Consider the following 19014-nt stretch of genomic DNA (forward strand, 5'->3'; position numbering starts at 1 on the left):
CGCCGGGGTCAGCTGGTCGATGGGCGTTCCTGGATGACCCAGGTGTTGCCGTCGAGGTCGGTGAAGAAGACGAACGAGTTCCACTCCCCGCCGCGGCCCTCGAGGCGGACTCCGTCCTCGAAGTGCGTCACCGGGCTGACGTCCACCCCGCGCTCGGCGAGCTCGGCGCGGGCTGAGTCGATGTCGTCGACGACGAGCTGCAGCCCTTCGAGCCGGGTGGTGCCGGTCTTGAGCTGGATGCTGCTGTGCGAGCCGGGCGGGGTGAGCTGCACGATGCGCATTTCGTCGTTGATCCGCACGTCGAGGTCGAGGTGGAACCCGACCTGGTCGGCGTAGAACGCTTTCGCCCGGTCGACGTCCTCGACGCTGACGGGGACGACTTCGAGATTCCACTGCACAGGGTGCCCCTTCGAGGAAGTGATGGACGAGCGTCGGTCGCCGTCCAGTGTGTCCGGCGGGAGGGCGCCGGGCGATCGGGTCAGCTCGCCGCGATCGTTCCGGTGAGCAGGAGCCCGGACACGACGAAGGCCAGGGCGACGCGGTAGCCGACGAAGACGCCGAAGCCGTGGCCGGCGACGTAGCGCAGCAGCCACGCGATCGATGCGTACGCGACAACGAAGGAGACGAGGGTCGCGACGAGGGTCGGAATCCAGCCGACGCTCACGCTGACATCGGACGCGGCGGTCGCCGCTTCGTAGGCACCGGCGGCGGTGAGCGCGGGGATGGAGAGGTAGAACGCGAACTTCGTCGCCGTCACCCGGTCCAGCCCCCGGAACAGCCCACCGCTGATGGTCGCTCCGGACCGGGAGACGCCGGGGATCAGTGCGATGCACTGCACGAGGCCGATGATGACCGCGTCCTTCCGGGTGATCGCGCGACGGTCCTTGGTCTGGGTGCCGACGCGTTCGGCGACGAGCATCACGATGCTCCAGCCGAGCAGCGCGGCGACGACGACCCACAGATTTCGCAGGCCTCCGCTGATGAGGTCCTTGCCGAGGAACCCGATGACCCCGATGGGGATCGATCCGAGGATGACGTACCAGGCGATCCGGTAGTTCGTCCGCGTGCGCTGCGACGGGTGGCGCAGCCCGACGAACCACGCGACGGCGAGCTCGGCGATGTCCTTCCGGAAGTAGAGGAGCACGGCGGCGATCGCGCCGATCTGGATGATCGCGGTGAACGCGGTCACCCCGGCGTCGTCGACGCGGAGGCCCATCAGCTTCTCGGCGATGGTGAGGTGCCCGGTGCTGGAGACCGGGAGGAACTCGGTCAGTCCCTCGATGATGCCGAGGATGATCGCCTGGAGGATGTCCATCGGGTCCGTTCCGGTCGGAGGGGAGCCGCGGCGGATCCCGCGAGCGCTTCCGAGAGTAAGGATCGCGACGGCCCTGCTCGGCCGGAAACCGGGACGCTGTGTGCATCTTCAACGGCCCCGGCGAAGAGCACAGGATGCGGGTCCACCCGCTGCTCGAGCATGACGGGATGACGCACCTTCTCGCCCCGCGCCGATCCTCGCTCCGCGGCGGTGTCCTCGCCGGCCACTACGCCTCCTCCACGGTCCCGGAGGCGACGGCGCTGTTCTGGATCCTCAAGGTGCTGACGACCGGGATGGGCGAGACGGCGTCGGACTTCCTCGCGACCGCGTTCGACCCCGTGATCGTGGTCGGCGCGACCGGATTCGCGTTCCTCGCCGCGCTGGCGCTGCAGTTCGCGGTGCGCCGGTACATCCCGTGGGTGTACTGGTTGGCGGTGCTGATGGTGAGCGTCTTCGGCACGATGGCCGCCGACGTGCTGCACGTGGTCGCCGGGGTCCCGTACCTCGTCTCCACGCTCGGTTTCGCGCTCGCCCTCGCCGTGGTCTTCGCCCTCTGGTGGCGGGTGGAGCGGACGCTGTCGATCCACTCGATCACGACGCCTCGCCGGGCCCTGTTCTACTGGCTGGCCGTCTCGGGGACGTTCGCGCTCGGCACGGCGGCCGGTGATCTGACCGCGTCGACTCTCGGGTTCGGCTACCTGCCCTCCGCCGTCCTGTTCGCGGTGATCATCGCGGTGCCGGCCCTCGCGCACCGGTTCACGGGGAGGAACGCGGTCCTCGCGTTCTGGTCCGCCTACGTCGTCACCCGACCGCTCGGAGCGTCCGTGTGCGACTGGCTCGCGGACCCCGTGAGCACCAGCGGCCTCGGCCTGGGCACCGGCCCGGTCACTCTCGGAGCCCTGGTGGTCTTCCTGCTGCTGGTCGCCGTGATCGCGGTCGGCCGCAGGCCGCGCGGAGCCGTCGCGGCGCCGACTCTCTGATGTCCGCGGTCAGGCGTCGCGTCGGGCGCGGTTCCTCTGCCGCCAGTAGGTCAGAGCGATGCCGGCGAGGCTGATGACGACGATGCCGACGAGGACGATGTCGATGTACTTCCCGACGAAGTCCGCGACGCCGGGGATCTGTCCCAGGAAGAAGCCGAGGAGGATGACGCCGGTGGACCAGACGGCCGCGCCGAGGGCGTTGAAGCCGACGAAGTGGGCGTAGTGCATCTTCCCGACGCCCGCGGCGACCGGGGCGAAGGTTCGCACGACCGGGACGAAGCGGGCGATCGTGACCGCCCAGCCGCCGAACCGGTCGAAGAACGACTGGGTGCGGGCGACGCTCGAGCGGCTGAACAGGCCGCTGTCCTTGCGCTCGAAGATGCGCGGGCCGGTCTCGCGGCCGATGACGAACCCGAGCTGATCGCCCAGGAACGCGGACACGGCGACCATCAGGATCACCAGCGGCACCGGGGGGCCGATCACGCCGGTGGCGACGAAGACGCCGGTGAAGAAGAGCAGGGTGTCGCCGGGGAGGAAGAACCCGATCAGCAGGCCCGTCTCGACGAACGCGATCAGGCAGACCAGGGCGATCGCCCAGGGTCCGGCGCCGTCGAGCAGGGATTGAGGGTCGATCATCGGTTCTCCTTGCGAGGGGTGAGGTCGGGGCGCGTCACGGGGAGGCGGACCTCCACGCCGAGCCCGCGCGGTACGAGGTTGCGGATCGTGAGCTCACCGCCGGCGGACCGGCTGAGCCCGGCGACGATCGCGAGCCCCAGGCCGGCGCCGCCCTCACGGGAGCGGGCGGCGTCCGGGCGGGTGAACCGGTCGGTCGCGACCGCGAGGAACGCGTCGGGGACGCCCGGGCCGTCGTCGTCCACGGAGAGGACGATCTCCTCGGCGCGCTCGACGAGGGTCGCGGTGACGCTGCCGCCGTCGGGCGTCGCGGTCACGGCGTTCGCGAGCAGGTTGTCCAGGATCCGGCCGAAGTCGGTCGGGGAGATCGGGTAGCGGGCGGCGACGGTCGAGGCGGGGGCGACGAAGTCGATGGCGAGGTCCCGGTCGCGGGCGAGCATCCTGGCGCGGTCGACGCTGTCGGCGACCTCCGCGCGCAGAGCCGTCGACGTGCCGTCGCCGACCACCGCGCCGGCGTCGATCCTCGACAGGATCAGCAGCCCGTCGGTCAGGGACTGGAGGCGATCGACCGAGCGGCGCGCGTCGACGACGTCGGCGTACAGCGCTGCCGGGTCGTCGCGGACCCGCTCGGCGAGCTCGAGGCGGGTGCGCAGTGCGGCGAGCGGGGTGCGCAGCTCGTGGCTCGCGTCGGCGACGAGCCGCCGCTCCCGGTCCGCCGACTCCCGCAGGTCCTCGATCAGCGCGTTGAGCGTCGCGGCGAGGTCGGAGAGCTCGTCACGGGCCGGCCCGACGGGGAGCAGCTCCGTGGAGCGGCCGTGGCGCAGCCGGTCGGCGATGGCGCGCATCCGCCCCACGGGGCGCAGCGCGAGGCCGACCAGGGCCCAGGACGTGGCGGCGAACGCGACGAACAGGATCGCCAGGGCGATCAGCAGTGTCGTGCTCACCCCGCCCACGACCGCCTCAGCGGTGTCGCGGCTCTCCTCGATCAGCGCCTGCGAGGCTCCGGAGCGGACGAGCTCGATGGTGGACTCGTCGAGGATGTGATCGAGCTGCTCACGGACGATGATCGCGACGATCCCGAAGAACAGCATCGCGACCAGCAGGCTCGAGACCGTGATCCGCACCCGGATCGACAGCGACCGCCACCTCACGGCTTCACCCCGAGGCGGTAGCCCGCGCCCCGCCGGGTGACGATCTCGACCGACGCGCCGCCGGCGCTGAGCTTGCGGCGGAGGTAGCTGATGTACTGCTCCGCGATGTTGTGGTCGACGAACTCCGCCGACCCCCACACCTCCAGCAGGATCTCCTCCCGCGGCATGAACTCCCCCGCACGCACCGCGAGCGCGCGCAGCACCCCGAACTCCTTCGGGCTCAGCGGCAGCATGGAGTCGTCGACGAACGCGGCGTGCGCGTACGGATCCACGCGCAGGTTCCCGAGCACGACCGGTACCCGGTTCGTGAGGTGCTCCCTGCGGATCATCGCCCGGAGGCGAGCGGACAGCTCCTCGAAGTGGAACGGCTTCGCGAGGTAGTCATCGGCGCCTGCATCGAGCCCGAAGACGCGGTCCTGCAGCGCGTCGCGGGCCGTCAGCATGATCACCGGGAGCGTGGCGCCGGTCGCGCGCAGGTGCCGGCAGATCTCGAAGCCGCTCATGCCGGGGAGCATCACGTCGAGGACGGCGGCGGCGTAGTCCGCCTCTCGCGCCGCGTTCAGCGCGTCGACCCCGTTCGAGAACAGGGCGACGTCGTAGCCGTCGCCGGTGAGACCGCGCCTGATGAGCTCGCCCATCTCGACGTCGTCCTCGACGACGATCACTGATTCACGCATCCAGGCCTCCTACGGTCATGCTCGCACCGGTGGCGCGGCGGCACCGGCCCGATCCGCCGAGATATGCGGCTTCTCAGCGGTACGCACGGCATCCGGAGGCACCGCACGCCGACCACCTCGACGCACGACCACAGGTCGCGCTCGACAGTGACGCCGATCGGAGCGGTGAAGGCGGGGTCCGGAGGCCGGCGCTCGTCCGCTCTCCTCCGCGGACGCCGCGCTCCCGCCGGAGGCGACCCGCTCGCTGCACCGGTCGAGGATCTCGTCCTGCATCGCACTGTCGCGCGGACGATCGACCCTGCGACGACAGGGGATCGACGGGAGCAAGCCGATCCGCCGGAGAGCTCCGACGCGCAAGGTGGGCCTGGAAGGGCCACGCTTCGGGAGGGGTCCCTCCGCGAGGATCACGGCATGGCCCCCCACACGGATCCCCGCCGATGACTCTGCAGGACCTCGCCGACGAGCTCGCCCAGGCTCTCGACCGCCCGGTGACGATCGAGGACGCCTCGAGCCGGGTGCTGGCCGCGACGCGCGCGCGCGAGGAGGCTCCTCACGACGGCGTGTTCCCCGTCCAGGATCCGCGGGGCCGGCTCGCGACCCTCCTCCTCCCCCGGGAGCGGCCCGCGCCGCTCACTCCGGCCGAGTACTCGCTCATCGACGCGGCCGTCGGAGCGATCCGCCGCCTCCTCGGCCCCTCGACGCGGGCGGGCGGCAGCTCCCGGCGCGCAGACGTCCTCGCGGCGCTCCTGTCGGGCGACGGCGGCATCCGGCGCGCCTCCTTCGCCGAGGCGGTCGAGCGCCGCTGGCTGCGCCGGGACGCCCAGACCGTGGTCCGCGCGGTGCGGCTGACCGGCCCGACCGGCTCCCTGCAGCGGACGGCGCTGGCGCGGCGGATCGACGCGAGCGCCGCCTCCGGCCTGACGTTCCTCGGCGACCAGGAGGGCGTGCTGTTCTTCGTGAGCGTGGAGGCGCCCGAGGCCGCCGCGGAGGCGGACGACGTCCTGCGGGCCGAGGCGCGCGGCCGCGGCACGGCCGTCGACGCGATCGGCTCGGCCCGCTTCGACGTCCGCGACGACGACCTCCTGCCGACCGCCGAGCGGGCCGCTCTCGCGGCGACCATCGTCGGCTCCCTGCCCGACAGCCGTGGCCGGGCCGACATCGCCGAGCTCGGGGCGTGGGTGCTCCTCGCCTCGATCGGGGCGGACAGCTCGCAGCTCGCCATGCTCTCGCCGGCCGCGGCGACACTGCTCGAGCGGGGTGACGAGGTGCAGCGGCGGACCGTGGAGGCCTACCTCGACGTGCGCGGCAGCGTGCGGGAGGCGTGCGGGCTCCTCCACATCCACCGCACCACGCTCTACTACCGCCTCGACAACCTGCCCGAGGCGGTCCGGGAGGCGCTCGACGACGGCCTCGCCCGCAGCACGCTGCACCTCTGCCTCAAGCTGATGAAGTTCCGCGACGGGCTCGAGCGGCGGCGGGCCTCGTGACCGTGCCCGGGGACCTCCCGCAGGTCCGCCTCTACGGGCGGCGCGAGAGCCGCGACGCGTGGGAGATCCGCGACCTGCTCTCGCGCAGCGTCGTCTCGTTCTCGTGGACGCCGATCGACACGGACGAGCAGTGCCTCGCCGTCGCCGGGCACCCGCTCGCCACCGCATCACTCCCCCTCGTGGTGTTCCCGGACGGCAGCCGCGCCTCCGATCCGACGCTCGCCGAGGTCGCGGCCCGGCTCGGCTGGGTCGGCTCGCCGCGGCTCGCGGAGTACGACCTCTCCATCTACGGAGCCGGTCCGGCCGGGCTCTCGGCCGCCGTGTACGCCGCCTCGGAGGGGCTGAAGGTCGTGGTCCTCGAGCGCTCGGCGATCGGCGGGCAGGCCGGCTCCAGCAGCCTGATCGAGAACTACCTCGGCTTCCCGCACGGGATCGCGGGAGCCGATCTGGCCGAGCGCGCGCGGCAGCAGGCCGTCTCGTTCGGCGCCGAGCTGCTGCGGATGCGCGAGGGGATCCGCGGGCGCTTCGCCGACGACCGGATCCACGCGCTGCTCGCCGACGGGACGACCGTCGTCGCCCGCACCAACATCTGCGCCACGGGCATCCAGTGGCGCCGGCTCGGCCTCGAGCGCGAGGACGAGCTGCTCGGCGTCGGCGTCTACTACGGTGCCGGCACGAGCGAGGCGCCGCTCTGCGAGGGCGAGGACGTCGTGGTCGTCGGAGGCGGCAACTCGGCCGGGCAGGCCGTGATGAACCTCTCGGCGCACGCGCGGCACGTGACCATGCTGGTCCGCGGCCCGGATCTGGCCGACAGCCTCTCCTCCTACCTCGCGGAGCGCGTCGTCCGGCAGTCGAACGTGACGATCCTGCTCGACTCCCGCGTCACCCGCCTGCACGGCGCCGACGCCCTCGAGTCGATCGAGGTCGAGAACTCGGCGACCGGCGCGCACGGGGCGCTGGCCACCTCCCACCTCTTCGTCTGCATCGGCGGCGAGCCGGACACCACGTGGGCGGCGGAGACCGCGATCGTCCGCGACTCCGGCGGCTACCTCGTGACGGGACCGGACCTCGCCGGCGAGCACGCCGCTCCCGACTGGCCGCTCGAGCGGGCGCCGTTCTACCTCGAGACCAGCGTCCCCGGCTCCTTCGCCGCGGGGGACGTGCGCCGCAGCTCGGTCAAGCGCGTCGCCTCCGCCGTCGGCGAGGGCGCGATGGCCGTCACCTTCGCCCACCGCCACCTGCAGGAGACCTCGTGAGCCGCCGCCTGCCGACGGTGCGCCACGGCGTCGGCTTCTGGATCGTCGCCGCGACCTTCCTGCTCGTGATGGCGTACTCGACGGTGCCGACTCCGCTCTACCCGCTCTACCAGCAGCTCGACGGCTTCCCGCCGTTCGTGATCACCGTCGTCTTCGCCGCCTACGCGGTCGGAGTGATCGTGAGCCTGTACCTCGCCGGTCACGTCAGCGACTGGCTCGGCCGCCGCCGAATGCTGCTGATCGCGGTGCTCGTCTCGGCGATCTCGGCCGTGCTCTTCTCGCTGACGACGGAGGTGCCGGGGCTGATCGTCGCCCGCTTCGTCAACGGCGTCAGCATCGGGATGCTCACCGCCACCGCGACCGCCCATCTGGGCGAGCTGCGCGCCCGTGCCCGGCCGGACGAGAACACGATCGTCGCCGCGTCGATCTCGGGCGCGGTGAACCTCGGCGGACTCTCGCTGGGCCCGCTGCTCGGAGGGGTCTTCGCCGAGTTCCTGCCCGATCCGCTCCTCCTGCCGCACCAGGTGTTCCTGGTCGCGCTGCTCGTGGCGGGCCTGGCGCTGCTCCTCGTGCCCGAGACGGTCGACGTGCCGGAGACGGCGCCCCCCTACCGGCCGCAGCGGCTCTCGGTGCCGGCGGACGCGCGCCGGGCGTTCCTGCTCGCGGCGTTCGGAGCGTTCTCGGCCTTCTCCGTCCTCGGCCTCTTCACCTCGCTCGCACCGACGTTCCTGGTGCAGACCTTCCAGGTGCGCGACCACCTGCTGGCCGGAGCGACGTCCTTCGCCGTGTTCGCCTCCGCGGCCCTCGGCCAGCTGCTGCTCGTGAAGGTGGGGACGCGCCTGCAGCTCTCGATCGCGGTGGCGGGCTGCGCGGTCGGGCTGGCGGCGGTCGCGGCCGGAGCGATCGCTCCGCAGCTGGGGGTGTTCCTCGCCGGAGCCGTCGTCTCGGGCTTCGGAGTGGGGCTGCTCTTCAAGGGCTCGATCGGCACGGCGGTCGCCCTCGCGGATCCCGCCCGCCGGGGCGAGACCCTGGCGGTGGTGTTCCTAGTCGCGTACACAGGGCTCGCCGTGCCCGCACTGGCAGCGGGAGCGGCGCTCGATCTCGTCGCCGCGACGACGGTGCTGACGGTGTTCGCGGCGCTGGTCCTGGCGGCGACCGCGACGGCCGGTGTGCTGCTGCGCGCCCGCAGCGCGGCGGCCGGGCGATGAGCGGCGGAGCGGGGCGGCGCTGCGGGGTGCGAGCCGGCGGCCGTCCGGGTGCCGACCGCGTGCACCCCGGACGGCCGCCCGCCACGTCAGAAGTCCTCGCGCCGCTCCTGCTCGGCCTCGGCGGCCGGCTCGAGCGCGGCGAGATCCCCGAGCGCGAGGCGCAGCTGGCGCAGCAGCCACTCCTCGGTCAGCGCACCCGCGTCGAGCGCGTCCAGCCGGCGGAGGCGCTCGGCGGCCGACCCGGTGAGGTCGGCGGGCGTCCCGGCGCTCATGCGCCGTACCCCGCTCCGCGGAGCAGGCGGCGCAGGTCGACGAGCTGCTGCTCGTCCACGTCCTTGTGGTGCCGCCGGTGGAGGGTCTCGGTCGTCGAGCCGACCGTCACCGAGAAGGCGCCGTCGTGCTTCTCGTGGACGGTGCCGACGGCCTCGAGCAGCGTCAGCACGTCCGCCCAGAGGACGTTGTGGCTCGGCGAGTCCTCGAGCAGCCGCTCGAGGGTGTCTCGCTGGTTCGAGTGGAGGTGGCGGGTGTCGGTCATGAACGGCCCTTCGGTGTCTGCGCACGCGCCCCGGTGGCGGTGCTCGGCGTCGCGTCCGACGGTAGGCGCGCGGGTGGAGCCGGTGCGCGAGTCGGATGACTCGAAGAGCGGACGCCGCGGGGCGGCCCCGCGAGAGGTACGGTCCCCGCGAGAGGTGCGGCCGTGAATCCGGAGCCGAGCGACCGCCTCGACGAGGAGGAGCATCCCCGCACGCCCGCGCTGCCCGAGGCCGCCGTCTCCGCTGCGTCGCTCCCGGACCGGCCGGCCGCGTTCCTCAACGCCCTGCTGACCGAGCACTTCGTGCTGGAATCGGCGCGCGGCATCACCGTGACGGAGTCGAGCAGCCGCGCCTCGCTCTATCTGACGATGCTCTCCAGCTCGCTCGTGGCCTTCGGCTTCCTCGCCCCGACCCGGTACGCGATGGGGTTCCTCGCGGTGATCATCCCGGTCGTCGTGCTGCTGGGGGTGTTCACCTACGAGCGGCTGGTGCAGACCTCGATGGAGGACATCGCCGCGCTGACCGCCATCCAGCGCATCCGCCGCTACTATGGGACGCTGCTGCCGGGCGCGGGCGCCTACTTCGCGGTGCCGCGCGGCCGCCACGCGCCGAATGAGCTGCTCGAGATCGGCCGGCGGCAGAGCTGGCGGGGCATCTTCTTCACGATGTCCTCGGCGATCGCGGTGGTCAACTCGATCGTGGCGGGCGCCGGAGTCGCGCTCGCGCTGACGCAGAGCGGCGTGGACGAGGTCCCCGCGATCGCGTGCGGGATGGCGGCCGCGGTCGTCCTCGCGGTGCTGCACGGGGTGTACCAGTTCCACCGCTACCGGCAGATGCGGCTGCGGATCGCCGAGGCGGAGGCGCTGGACGGGGTCGAGAGGGGGTGACGGGGCGGGGCCCGGCCGGCGGGGTCCGGAGGTGACGGGCGCCGTTCAGACGCGGCGTCGGCCGCCCGCTGGGCAGCTGGCTCCGACCTGCTCCCGCGACTGCTCCCGCGACTGCTCAAGAGTTGTCGCACTCGACGCCCAGTGCGACAACTCCTGGACTCTCGTGGCGATCGCTCCTCGGCGGGCCGCCGCGAACATTCAGCAGTCGCCGTGGTCGGTCGCGAGCACGGCGACTCCTGGCTACTCGCCGCCTGTGGACAAGCGTTGGGTGTCGGCGGCTCCGACGGCCGCGACTGCTCGAGAGTTGTCGCACTCGACGCCCAGTGCGACAACTTCTGGACTCTCGTGGCGATCGCTCCTGGGCGGGCCGCCGCGATCATCCAGAAGTAGCCGTCGTCGGTCGCGAGCACGGCGACTTCTGTCTGCACGCCGCCTGCGGACGTGCGCAGGGAGCCGGCGGCCGGCGACTGTCCAGGAGTTGTCGCAGTCGATGCCGAGTGCGACAACTCCTGGACTCTCGCGAAAGTCCTGCGCTGTCGCGAGGCGCGCGGCTCAGCCGCGCTCGGCGCGCTCGGCGAGGAGGTACTGCCAGTCGCGCGGCACGCGGTCCTTCGGCCCCGGGGTGGTCTGGCTCGCCGGGTGGCTCTGCGGGTCGGCCAGTGCGGGGCCGTCGGCGTAGTCGTCGGTCCGGTAGTCCCAGAACCAGTCCTCGCCGGGCTCGAAGCTGCGGATGACCGCGTGGCCCGTCGAGTGGTAGTGGGCCGTCGCGTGGCGGTTCAGCGAGTCGTCGCAGCAGCCGATGTGCCCGCAGAGCGCGCAGCGGCGCAGGTGCAGCCACCACGAGCCGGACTGCTCGCACTCGACGCAGCCGGGGCCGCTCGGCGGGACGGAGGGGTCGATCATCTGCTGCGACGTCATGCGCTCAGCATGCGCCTCCCGCGGCGGCAGGCACCAGGTCGGATGACTCGATCCTGCGGCTCCGTCACGCGCTCCGGGCGTCCTCGAGGCTGAGGAGCGCGTCGCGGAGCCCGGCCCGCGAGGTCACCCCGAGCTTGGGGAAGATCCTGTACAGGTGCCCGCTGACGGTGCGGGGCGAGACGAAGAGCTGCTGGGCGATCTGCTTGTTCGACAGACCGGCAGCGGCCAGGGAGACCACGCGCCGCTCCTGCTCGCTGAGGTCGGCGGCGACCGGCGCCTCCCCCGCTCCGCCCGCCGCCCGCAGCTCGTGCTGGGCGCGGGCGAGCCAGAGCTCGGCCCCCACCGCGGCGAACCCCGCGGCGGCCTGGCGGAACCGGGTGCGGGCCTCCAGCGGGCGCATCCGGCGGCGCAGCCACTCGCCGTGGCAGAGCTGGACGCGCGCCCGCTCGAACGGCCACTCCTCGGAGGCCGGGTCGAGGGCGCGCTCGAAGAGGGCGCCCGCGCCGCCGGTCGGATCGAGGACCGCGGTCGCCGCGAGGGCGAGCATCCGCCCGCGGGGAGCGAGGGGCCGCGCGGCGAGTTCCGCCGCGGCCGCCGCCAGCTCGGCGCAGTGCTCGGGCAGGCGGAGGCGCGAGGCGGCCTCGGCAGCGTCGAGGAGCTCCAGCGGGTCGCCGCCGGCGCGGGAGGAGGAGCGGGCGTGCGCCTCCTCGAAACGGCCGCCGCCGAGGTCGAGCGAGCACAGGGCGTGATCGGCGGCGCGCGCGACCGACGCCGCTCCGTGCCGCAGCGCCCAGGCCGTCGCGCGCTCGGCGCACTCGAGGGTGCGTGCCCGGTCGCCCTGCACGGCGTGGACCCGGGCGCGAGTCGCGTCGATCAGCGCGCGCACGGCGGGCAGGTCGTCGGCGCGGGCGGCCGCGCGGTCGAGGTCGGCCGAGGCGTCGTCGAGGCGACCGCCGTCGAGGGCGGTGGTGCCGCGGCGGAGGAGGGCGAGGGCGCCGGGCAGGCCGTCCGCCTCCTCCCCGCCGTCGAGGAGCCCGGCGAGGCGGTCGCGGCGCTCGTCCGAGACCTCGAGCAGCGACCAGGCGAGGTGCAGCGCGACCGTCTTCCACGGGTCGCCCGTGACCGCGGAGTCCTCGGCGAGCCGCAGGCGACCCTCCCACTCCTCGTCCGGGACCGGCCGCACGCAGGCCTCCACGAGGCGCAGGACGGGATCGAGGGGGTGCTCCTCGCCGACGGCGAGCGCCTCCTGCCACCACGCGGGATCGCCGCGGAGCATGCAGGCGAGGTGGAGGACGGTCGCCAGCAGGTCGGCGGCGGCGTGAGGGGCGATGCGGTCGGCGGAGAGGCTGCCGGCGTCGTCGCGGGAGGCGTCGGTCTCGGCGGGAGCGACACCGCCGACTGGAGAGGCACCACCGACAGACGAGGCACCGCCGGCGATCGAGGCACCACCGACTCCCGAGCCCCCACGCCCCACCCGAGCGCCGAGCCCCCGGAGGGCCGCGCGGCGGACCCCGCCCACGTCCCCCGTGCGGAGCAGCGCATCGGCCAGCCGCGCCGCCTCGACGCCGGCCCCGGGAACCCCGCCGTCCTCCCGCGAGCGCTCGACCACCCGCTCGAGGGCCGCCGCGTCGCCGGTGAAGGCCGCGACGGCGGCCGCGCGCGCCTCGAGCTCCTCCCGCAGAGCAGCACCGCGCGCACTCGAGCGCGCCTCGGCGAGGAGGAGCAGCGCCTCCTGCGGCCGACCCGCGCGGAGTCGCTCCTCCGCCGCGTCCCTCAGCAGACGCGCCCGCTCCTCCGGCCCGGCCGCGTCGTCCGCCGCGAGCAGCAGGCGGAGGTGCGGGGCCGACTCCGGGCGCTCGGCGAGCCGCCTCCGTGCCGCCCGCAGCGCTCGGGGCGACGCCGTCGAGAGCACCACCGCGCGGACCACCGGGTCGCGGAACGCACGGCCGCCCGCCGTCAGGATCCCCGCCTGCACCAGGGCGCGGTCCCCGTCTCCGGGGGCCGACCCGATGCTCTCCGGGAACTCGGCGCACGCCACCGCGGCGACCAGGAGCGCCTCCCGGCACTCCTCCGACAGCGGAGCCAGCAGGTCGAGCACCCTGGTCTCGGCCTGCTCGAGCCGCGGGTAGACCGGGAAGGGCGAGGGAGCGTCCTCGTCGGCCCAGGCCCGCCCGAGGACGTCGAGGAGCAGCGGATTCCCCTCCGCGACCCGCAGCAGGCGCGCCTCGACGGCGAGCGACCGCCGGCCGCCGTGGGCGCGCAGGAAGCCGCAGGCCGCCTCCGCGTCGAGGGGCTCGGTGCGACGGCGCCGGAGGCCCTCCCAGCCGGCGAGGACGCGCCGGTCGCCGGTGGCGAGGAGGCAGGCTGCGCCGACCTCGTCGACCAGCCGGGTCACCAGGGCCTGGAGGGTCTCGCGGGCGGCGACGTCGAACCGCTCCCAGTCGTCGACGACGATCAGGAAGCCGGGGTCGCAGGGCGAGGCGGAGGAGTCGCGCACCCGCTGCAGACGGCCGATCAGCGTGGCGAACAGCGCGAGCGAGGACGCGCCGATCACGGCGTCGCCCCGGTCCGGCCGCACCTCCACGACCTCGCAGCCGGCGGCGCGAGCGGTGGCCGCGGCGGAGCGCAGCATGTGCGTCCGGCCCGAGCCGATCCCGCCCTCGACCACCAGGAGCCGCTCCCGCGCGGGCGACGCCGAGCTCAGCATCCGGACCACCACGTCCTCGGGGGCGCTCGGGTGCGCGGGCGGCGAGGAGAGTGCACTGATCGTCATCGCGACTCCTGAGGGACGGGTTCCGAGGACCCCATGCTGACCGCCGGGCGCGGCCGCGCTCTCCTCCCTCTGTCGGAACCCTCCGGACCGCACCCTCTGTCGAACCGTCCCGAGCGCCCGTCTCCCGGTCGGCGCCGGGCAGGAGGCACAGGAGGGCAGTGGGCCCCGCGAGCGCCCGACGGTACTCTGTGTCCCACCGGACGACCGGTACGGCCCCACCCCCGCATGACCGCCGCTCGACCCGGCGGGTGATCCGATGGAGTCGCACGATGAGCTCTCGCAGCCCCCTCGCGGAGTTCCTCCGCGCTCGCCGGGCGGCGCTGCGGCCGGAGCAGGTCGGCGTGCCGACCGCGGGCACCCGGCGGCGGGTGCCGGGCCTGCGCCGCGAGGAGGTCGCCGACCGCGCCCGGATCAGCCGCGACTACTACCTCCGCGTCGAGCAGGGGCACGCGGTCGCCCCGTCCGACCAGGTGCTGAACGCCCTCGCCGAGGCGCTCGCCTTCGACGAGTTCGAGCGCGCCTACCTCTTCCGGCTGGCCCGGCTGCGCCCCGGCCCGCGCGATCCCGACTCCCCTCCGCCGGGCCAGGGCGTGGAGTCGCTGCTCGCCCACTGGCCGAGGACCCCGGCGTACGCGTTCGACCGCAACCTCGACGTCCTCGGCGCGAACGACCTGATGAGCCGTCTCGCCCCCGACAAGGGCGTGCCCGGCGCCAACATGCTGCTCTCCACGTCCCGCGGCTACGTGCGCGCCGTGGCGGACGGCGACCCGCCGGACCAGCTGCAGGCGTGGGGCCAGGTCTTCCGCGAGCTGATCGCCGCGCTGCGGTTCTACAGCGACCCCGACGATCCGCGGCTGCACGAGATCGTCGGCGAGTGCTCGGTCGAGAATCCGCTGTTCCGGTCGATCTGGGCCGAGTACCAGGTCCGCCCCTTCACCCACCGGTGGATCCGCGTCCACGTCGAGCCGTTCGGCTGGCTCGACCTCGAGATGCAGACCCTGGAGCTCGCCGGCGCTCCGGGCCGGTACGTCGTGACCTACCTCGCGGCAGCGGGGACTCCGGCGGCCGCGGCCGTCGACGTCCTCGCCTCGCTGCGGCCCGCTCCGGAGGCGGGCACCGCGCTGGCCGCCCCGGCCGGCGCCTGACGCGTGGCCGCGAGCCGGGCGAGAGCCTCGCGACCCGCCGCGTCACCCGCCTCGAACAGGAGCAGGAGGCGCGCGCCGTCCCGGACCAGCCGGTAGTCCATCGGAACGGAGCCGACCGCGGTGTCGAGGAACACGACCGACCCGCGTGCGTCGGCCTCCGCCCCGGCCGCCCACGAGTCCGCGAACCGCGGGCTCCTCGCCGAGAGCTCCCCGACGACCGTCAGGAACTCCCGGTCCCCCCGATGCCGCTCGAGCGAGTCGCGGAGCATCGCCGCGACCTGATCGGCGGCGGACCCCCAGCAGGGCAGGTCCTCGACCTCGGACGAGTCCAGGAAGGTGAAGCGGGCGATGCTCACTCCTGGGGCGAAGGCGGGCGAGAGCGCCCGCGCGCGCGGAGTCGCGGCCAGCACCCGCAGGTGCCGGTCCAGCAGCACCGCCGCCCTCCCCGCCCACGGCAGGAGCGCCGCCTCGTGATCCTCCGCCATGTCCCCGTCCCCTCCGCGCGTCCCTCCCTCAGCGCAGCGGAGTGATCCCCTGCGTCCCGGGCGGGAAGGTCGCCAGCACCTCCTCCGGGATGTTCAGGTGCTGCGCGACCAGCGACGGCGGCAGGTGGCTCAGCCACTGGGCGAGCGACACCTCCTCGTAGCGGGAGCTCTTGAAGGTCTCGATGTAGACGAGCGTGTCGTCGCCGGTGTTCTCCACGTAGTGGCCGAAGTTGCGGCGCACGACGCCCACGTCTCCGGCGTGGAAGTCGGTCGTGTTGGCGTGCGGGCCGGTGTTGAAGACGGTCATCCGAGCGGATCCGCGGAGGTAGTACTGCCACTCGTCGGCGTTGGGGTGCCAGTGCAGCTCGCGCATCGAGCCGGGCTCGACGGTCGTCAGCGCGGCCGAGACCGTGCGCGAGGCCGGGAAGTTCGTGCTGTCGGCGATCTGGATCCGGCCGCCGCTGTTCTGGTGCACGGGCTCCGAGCGGGAGAGCCGGAAGATCACCGCCTCGTCGCCGTCCTGCACCCCGGCCGCGGCCCGGTCGGCCTGGAGGTCGCCGGGCACGTCGCCCGGGAAGATCCAGAGGTCGTGCAGCGGGATGTCGCGGAAGACCTCCTGCGCGACGCCGAAGTTCTTCGCCAGCACGTCCGGCGGCGTGTGCGCGAACCAGTCGGTGAGCAGGAGCGTGTTGCTCTCGGACTGCTCGCCGTCGTCGAACGCGAGCACGAACTCCGCCCCGTCCGGGCCGAGGCCCTGCAGGGAGTGCGGCAGGCCGGGCGGGAAGTACCAGAGGTCCCCCTCCTGCACGTCGTCGACACTGGGCCGGCCGGTGCGGCTGAGCGTGGTGATGCGGCAGTTCCCCTTGGTCATCAGCGCCCACTCGGCGCTCTGGTGCCAGTGCAGCTCGCGGATCCCGCCTGCCTCGAGGTACATGTTCACGCCCGCGATCTCGTTCGAGATCGCGAAGTCGGCCTGCGTGAGCTCGCGCGCCCAGCCTCCCCGCTGCACCCGCCGCGGCGAGATGTTGAAGGAGGACCAGAAGAACGGCTGCGTGCTGATGTCCGTCGCGGGCGCGGCGATCTGGTTCGGGAACAGTCCCTCCAGGACGCGGTTCTGCGGGCCGGTCATCGTGTTCGCCGAGGGATCGCCCTCGGTGTTCACGATCCCCTCCTGGGGGAGGTCCGGGTCTCCGAAACCGGGGGTCTCGTGGTGCGGAGCGGTGCTGTCGTCGGGTTCCACGGCGTTCTCCCTGCTGATCGTCCTGCGCGCCTGCGCTGCTCCGATCCCACCGCTCCGGCCCGGGCGGCACCACGGTCATCCGACTCGATCCGCCCCCCGACGACCGGCCGAGCTCAGCCGCCCAGGCCCTCGAGCACGTCCCGCGAGGGCACGAAGTAGACCCCGCCGGTCGTCGCGGTCGAGAAGTCGAGGAGGCGGTCGTGCCGGCCCGCGGGCACGCCGACGAACATCCGCGTCAGCATCGTCTCGATCACCGACAGGTCGGCGGCCAGGCCGAGGAAGTACGTGCCGAACTCGCCCTTGCCGGGCCGGCCGAAGGGCATGTTGTGGCGGAGGATGTCGTGCTCGGTCCCGCCGGCGTCGACCACGGTCGCGAGCCCCTTGTGCGAGAGCTGCGCCGGATCGTCCTCGCGCTCGACGTTGTCGGCCTTGCTCCGGCCGATGACCCGCTCCTGCTGCTCGGTGGTGAGCGCGTGCCAGGCCGTCAGGTCGTGCAGGTACTTCTGCACGACCAGGTAGCTGCCGCCCGCGAACGCCGCGTCCTCCGCGCCGATCAGCGCGACGCGGGGCAGCGCCTCCCCGGTCGGGTTCTCGGTGCCGTCGACGAAGCCCAGCAGGTCTCGGTTGTCGAAGTAGCGGAAGCCGACCACCTCGTCGCGGACGACGACGTCCTCGCCGAGCGCGTCGAGCAGGAGGCGCTCGAACTCGAAGCAGGCGTCGTCCCGCTCCGCCCGGATGTGGAACAGGAGGTCGGTCTGCGTCGAGACGGCCGTGTGCGCCGCGCCGACCACCTCCCTGAACGGGTGCAGCTGTACGGGGCGCCCCTCCCCGCCGAAGCGGTCCCACGCGTCGCTCCCGATCCCGACCAGGCAGGAGAGGCGCAGGCCCAGGTCGCGGAAGCCGACCGCGCGGAGGATCCCGCCCACGTCGGCGACGACGTCCCGCACGCGGTCCGCGGCGTCCTGCCCGCCGACGATGTCGAGCGAGAGGAAGACGGCGGACCGGCTGAGCGGAGCGACGACCGCCTGCGGCTCGATCGGGACGCGGTCCTCGACGGTCACCGGAGCACCGCCGGCCGGGGCGTCGTCGTCCTGCGCGTCGGCAGGGCCGTCGTCGTGGGCGTCGTCGTGGGCATCGCGACCTCCGATCCGCGCGCCGCGGGAGGGCGCGTCCGCCGCGATCCTGTCAGCGTCCGCGGTGCCGGTCACGAGTCATCCGACCCCACTCGGCGAGCGCGGCCGGCGGCCCCGGCACCGCCCGGGCGACCAGGTCTGGACGATCGTCGGAACATCTCCCTGCACTCTTCAGGGAGCGCTCCCACGCCCCTATCGTGGAGCCGCTCCCCACCCTCATCCGGGGAGGCACCACCTTGGACACGACCCGGGCCGGGCTCGGGATCGACACGAGCACGGAGGTTCGAAGATGCCGTTTGTGACCACGGACGACGACGTCGAGATCTACTACAAGGACTGGGGCAGCACCGACGCGCAGCCCATCGTCTTCCACCACGGCTGGCCGCTGTCGTCCGACGACTGGGACGCGCAGATGCTGTTCTTCCACGCGCACGGCTACCGCGTCATCGCGACCGACCGCCGCGGGCACGGACGCTCGACCCAGGTCGGCACCGGACACGACATGGACCACTACGCCAGCGACGTGAACGCGGTCGTCGAGCACCTAGACCTCCGGAACGCGATCCACATCGGCCACTCCACCGGAGGCGGCCAGGTCGCGCGCTACGTCGCGAAGTACGGCGAGCCCCAGGGCCGAGTGGCCAAGGCCGTCCTCGTCTCGTCGGTCCCGCCGCTGATGGTGCAGACGGAGGCGAACCCCGAGGGCACGCCGATCTCGGTGTTCGACGGCTTCCGCGACGCTCTCGCGGCGAACCGCGCCGAGTTCTACCAGGCCGTGGCCTCCGGGCCCTTCTACGGCTTCAACCGCGAGGGCGTCGAGCTCTCGCAGCCCGTGGTCGACAACTGGTGGCGCCAGGGCATGACCGGATCCGCGCTCGCGCACTACGAGGGCATCAAGGCCTTCTCGGAGACGGACCAGACCGAGGACCTGAAGGCGATCACCGTCCCCGTCCTCGTCACCCAGGGCGACGACGACCAGGTCGTCCCCTACAAGGACGCCGCGCTCAAGCAGCACGAGCTGCTGCAGAACTCGACGCTCAAGATCTACGAGGGCTACCCGCACGGCATGCTGACCGTCCACGCCGACGTCATCAACCCCGACCTGCTGGCCTTCATCCAGGAGTAGCGCGGTCCGCTCGCAGGCGCGTCCCGGCCGTTCCGGGGCGCGCCTGCGTGTCTGCGCTCGGAGTGGG

At 73.4% G+C, this 19014-nt stretch carries 20 protein-coding genes; 8 read left to right on the forward strand and 12 right to left on the reverse strand.

What is annotated here, in order from left to right:
- Window positions 1–8: 8 nt before the first annotated feature.
- The gene (locus C5B92_RS05900; RefSeq protein ID WP_104350159.1) at window positions 9–398 is read right to left on the reverse strand and encodes a VOC family protein; all 390 of its coding nucleotides are present in this window, start codon (window positions 396–398) and stop codon (window positions 9–11) included.
- A gap of 80 nt (window positions 399–478) precedes the next feature.
- Window positions 479–1315, reverse strand: coding sequence for an undecaprenyl-diphosphate phosphatase (locus tag C5B92_RS05905; protein WP_104255758.1), 837 nt, complete (start codon window positions 1313–1315; stop codon window positions 479–481).
- Window positions 1316–1482: 167 nt separating this feature from the next.
- Here C5B92_RS05905 and C5B92_RS05910 point away from each other — a divergent pair, with 167 nt between their 5' ends.
- Window positions 1483–2295, forward strand: a complete 813-nt coding sequence (locus C5B92_RS05910; protein ID WP_104255757.1) for a hypothetical protein — start codon at window positions 1483–1485, stop codon at window positions 2293–2295.
- 9 nt (window positions 2296–2304) lie between these two features.
- Here C5B92_RS05910 and C5B92_RS05915 read toward each other — a convergent pair whose 3' ends face one another.
- The 3 genes from C5B92_RS05915 to C5B92_RS05925 are packed head-to-tail and all read right to left on the reverse strand — an operon-like array spanning window position 2305 to window position 4756.
- Window positions 2305–2931, reverse strand: a complete 627-nt coding sequence (locus tag C5B92_RS05915; RefSeq protein ID WP_104350160.1) for a DedA family protein — start codon at window positions 2929–2931, stop codon at window positions 2305–2307.
- Window positions 2928–4079 (reverse strand): cell wall metabolism sensor histidine kinase WalK, encoded by a 1152-nt coding sequence (locus C5B92_RS05920; RefSeq protein ID WP_146079265.1) that lies wholly within the window; start codon window positions 4077–4079, stop codon window positions 2928–2930. Before C5B92_RS05920 ends, C5B92_RS05915 begins: the two co-directional genes overlap by 4 nt.
- Entirely contained in the window at window positions 4076–4756 is a 681-nt protein-coding gene (locus C5B92_RS05925; protein WP_104255755.1) for a response regulator transcription factor, read from the reverse strand. The genes C5B92_RS05920 and C5B92_RS05925 overlap by 4 nt, the downstream gene beginning before the upstream one ends.
- Window positions 4757–5193: 437 nt before the next feature.
- Between C5B92_RS05925 and C5B92_RS05930 the strand changes: the two genes are divergently transcribed.
- Genes C5B92_RS05930 through C5B92_RS05940 form a run of 3 tightly spaced genes read left to right on the forward strand, consistent with a single transcriptional unit; the run spans window position 5194 to window position 8707 of the window.
- Window positions 5194–6243: a helix-turn-helix domain-containing protein gene (locus tag C5B92_RS05930; RefSeq protein WP_146079266.1), complete on the forward strand. Its 1050-nt coding sequence runs from the start codon at window positions 5194–5196 to the stop codon at window positions 6241–6243.
- Window positions 6240–7499, forward strand: coding sequence for an NAD(P)/FAD-dependent oxidoreductase (locus tag C5B92_RS05935; RefSeq protein WP_181028750.1), 1260 nt, complete (start codon window positions 6240–6242; stop codon window positions 7497–7499). Before C5B92_RS05930 ends, C5B92_RS05935 begins: the two co-directional genes overlap by 4 nt.
- Window positions 7496–8707, forward strand: a complete 1212-nt coding sequence (locus C5B92_RS05940; RefSeq protein WP_258061277.1) for an MFS transporter — start codon at window positions 7496–7498, stop codon at window positions 8705–8707. Before C5B92_RS05935 ends, C5B92_RS05940 begins: the two co-directional genes overlap by 4 nt.
- A gap of 86 nt (window positions 8708–8793) precedes the next feature.
- Here C5B92_RS05940 and C5B92_RS05945 read toward each other — a convergent pair whose 3' ends face one another.
- Together C5B92_RS05945 and C5B92_RS05950 are read right to left on the reverse strand one after the other, a co-directional pair.
- A complete protein-coding gene (locus C5B92_RS05945) occupies window positions 8794–8979 on the reverse strand; it encodes a hypothetical protein (RefSeq protein WP_104224778.1) in 186 nt (61 codons plus the stop codon).
- Complete coding sequence (locus tag C5B92_RS05950) at window positions 8976–9242, reverse strand: hypothetical protein (RefSeq protein WP_104255753.1); 267 nt, start codon at window positions 9240–9242, stop codon at window positions 8976–8978. Before C5B92_RS05950 ends, C5B92_RS05945 begins: the two co-directional genes overlap by 4 nt.
- Before the next feature lie 162 nt (window positions 9243–9404).
- On the opposite strand from C5B92_RS05950, the gene C5B92_RS05955 reads away from it, so the two are divergent.
- Together C5B92_RS05955 and C5B92_RS16870 are read left to right on the forward strand one after the other, a co-directional pair.
- Window positions 9405–10127 (forward strand): hypothetical protein, encoded by a 723-nt coding sequence (locus tag C5B92_RS05955; protein WP_104350163.1) that lies wholly within the window; start codon window positions 9405–9407, stop codon window positions 10125–10127.
- A 210-nt stretch (window positions 10128–10337) separates the two neighbouring features.
- Entirely contained in the window at window positions 10338–10517 is a 180-nt protein-coding gene (locus C5B92_RS16870) for a hypothetical protein (RefSeq protein WP_146079267.1), read from the forward strand.
- A 162-nt stretch (window positions 10518–10679) separates the two neighbouring features.
- Here C5B92_RS16870 and C5B92_RS05960 read toward each other — a convergent pair whose 3' ends face one another.
- Window positions 10680–11045 carry a UBP-type zinc finger domain-containing protein gene (locus tag C5B92_RS05960; protein ID WP_104227372.1) on the reverse strand — a complete coding sequence of 122 codons (366 nt, stop codon included), beginning with the start codon at window positions 11043–11045 and terminating at the stop codon, window positions 10680–10682.
- Window positions 11046–11109: 64 nt separating this feature from the next.
- Window positions 11110–13818 carry a LuxR C-terminal-related transcriptional regulator gene (locus C5B92_RS05965; RefSeq protein ID WP_104350164.1) on the reverse strand — a complete coding sequence of 903 codons (2709 nt, stop codon included), beginning with the start codon at window positions 13816–13818 and terminating at the stop codon, window positions 11110–11112.
- A gap of 269 nt (window positions 13819–14087) precedes the next feature.
- Here C5B92_RS05965 and C5B92_RS05970 point away from each other — a divergent pair, with 269 nt between their 5' ends.
- Window positions 14088–14963 carry a helix-turn-helix transcriptional regulator gene (locus C5B92_RS05970; protein WP_104256536.1) on the forward strand — a complete coding sequence of 292 codons (876 nt, stop codon included), beginning with the start codon at window positions 14088–14090 and terminating at the stop codon, window positions 14961–14963.
- Here C5B92_RS05970 and C5B92_RS16875 read toward each other — a convergent pair.
- From C5B92_RS16875 to C5B92_RS05980, 3 genes are all read right to left on the reverse strand, one after another.
- Window positions 14855–15448 (reverse strand): hypothetical protein, encoded by a 594-nt coding sequence (locus tag C5B92_RS16875; protein ID WP_104274589.1) that lies wholly within the window; start codon window positions 15446–15448, stop codon window positions 14855–14857. The genes C5B92_RS05970 and C5B92_RS16875 overlap by 109 nt on opposite strands.
- A 28-nt stretch (window positions 15449–15476) precedes the next feature.
- Window positions 15477–16688: a cupin domain-containing protein gene (locus tag C5B92_RS05975; protein ID WP_258059808.1), complete on the reverse strand. Its 1212-nt coding sequence runs from the start codon at window positions 16686–16688 to the stop codon at window positions 15477–15479.
- Window positions 16689–16801: 113 nt separating this feature from the next.
- On the reverse strand, window positions 16802–17896 hold the full coding sequence (locus C5B92_RS05980) for a Dyp-type peroxidase (protein ID WP_308471280.1): 1095 nt from the start codon (window positions 17894–17896) through the stop codon (window positions 16802–16804).
- A 214-nt stretch (window positions 17897–18110) separates the two neighbouring features.
- On the opposite strand from C5B92_RS05980, the gene C5B92_RS05985 reads away from it, so the two are divergent.
- A complete protein-coding gene (locus tag C5B92_RS05985; protein WP_104224006.1) occupies window positions 18111–18947 on the forward strand; it encodes an alpha/beta fold hydrolase in 837 nt (278 codons plus the stop codon).
- Window positions 18948–19014 lie beyond the last annotated feature (67 nt).

It is taken from the genome of Rathayibacter sp. AY1A4, assembly GCF_002930955.1.
GTDB lineage: Bacteria > Actinomycetota > Actinomycetes > Actinomycetales > Microbacteriaceae > Rathayibacter.

What these genes read in the sequence shown, in the direction of transcription:
- C5B92_RS05905 (WP_104255758.1), bottom strand. Translation starts at nt 1,315, where the DNA reads ATGGACATCCTCCAGGCGATCATCCTCGGCATCATCGAGGGACTGACC.
- C5B92_RS05915 (WP_104350160.1), bottom strand. Translation starts at nt 2,931, where the DNA reads ATGATCGACCCTCAATCCCTGCTCGACGGCGCCGGACCCTGGGCGATC.
- C5B92_RS05945 (WP_104224778.1), bottom strand. Translation starts at nt 8,979, where the DNA reads ATGAGCGCCGGGACGCCCGCCGACCTCACCGGGTCGGCCGCCGAGCGC.
- C5B92_RS05930 (WP_146079266.1), top strand. Translation starts at nt 5,194, where the DNA reads ATGACTCTGCAGGACCTCGCCGACGAGCTCGCCCAGGCTCTCGACCGC.
- C5B92_RS05970 (WP_104256536.1), top strand. Translation starts at nt 14,088, where the DNA reads ATGAGCTCTCGCAGCCCCCTCGCGGAGTTCCTCCGCGCTCGCCGGGCG.
- C5B92_RS16875 (WP_104274589.1), bottom strand. Translation starts at nt 15,448, where the DNA reads ATGGCGGAGGATCACGAGGCGGCGCTCCTGCCGTGGGCGGGGAGGGCG.
- C5B92_RS05910 (WP_104255757.1), top strand. Translation starts at nt 1,483, where the DNA reads ATGACGCACCTTCTCGCCCCGCGCCGATCCTCGCTCCGCGGCGGTGTC.
- C5B92_RS05960 (WP_104227372.1), bottom strand. Translation starts at nt 11,045, where the DNA reads ATGACGTCGCAGCAGATGATCGACCCCTCCGTCCCGCCGAGCGGCCCC.
- C5B92_RS05965 (WP_104350164.1), bottom strand. Translation starts at nt 13,818, where the DNA reads ATGACGATCAGTGCACTCTCCTCGCCGCCCGCGCACCCGAGCGCCCCC.
- C5B92_RS05950 (WP_104255753.1), bottom strand. Translation starts at nt 9,242, where the DNA reads ATGACCGACACCCGCCACCTCCACTCGAACCAGCGAGACACCCTCGAG.
- C5B92_RS05925 (WP_104255755.1), bottom strand. Translation starts at nt 4,756, where the DNA reads ATGCGTGAATCAGTGATCGTCGTCGAGGACGACGTCGAGATGGGCGAG.
- C5B92_RS05985 (WP_104224006.1), top strand. Translation starts at nt 18,111, where the DNA reads ATGCCGTTTGTGACCACGGACGACGACGTCGAGATCTACTACAAGGAC.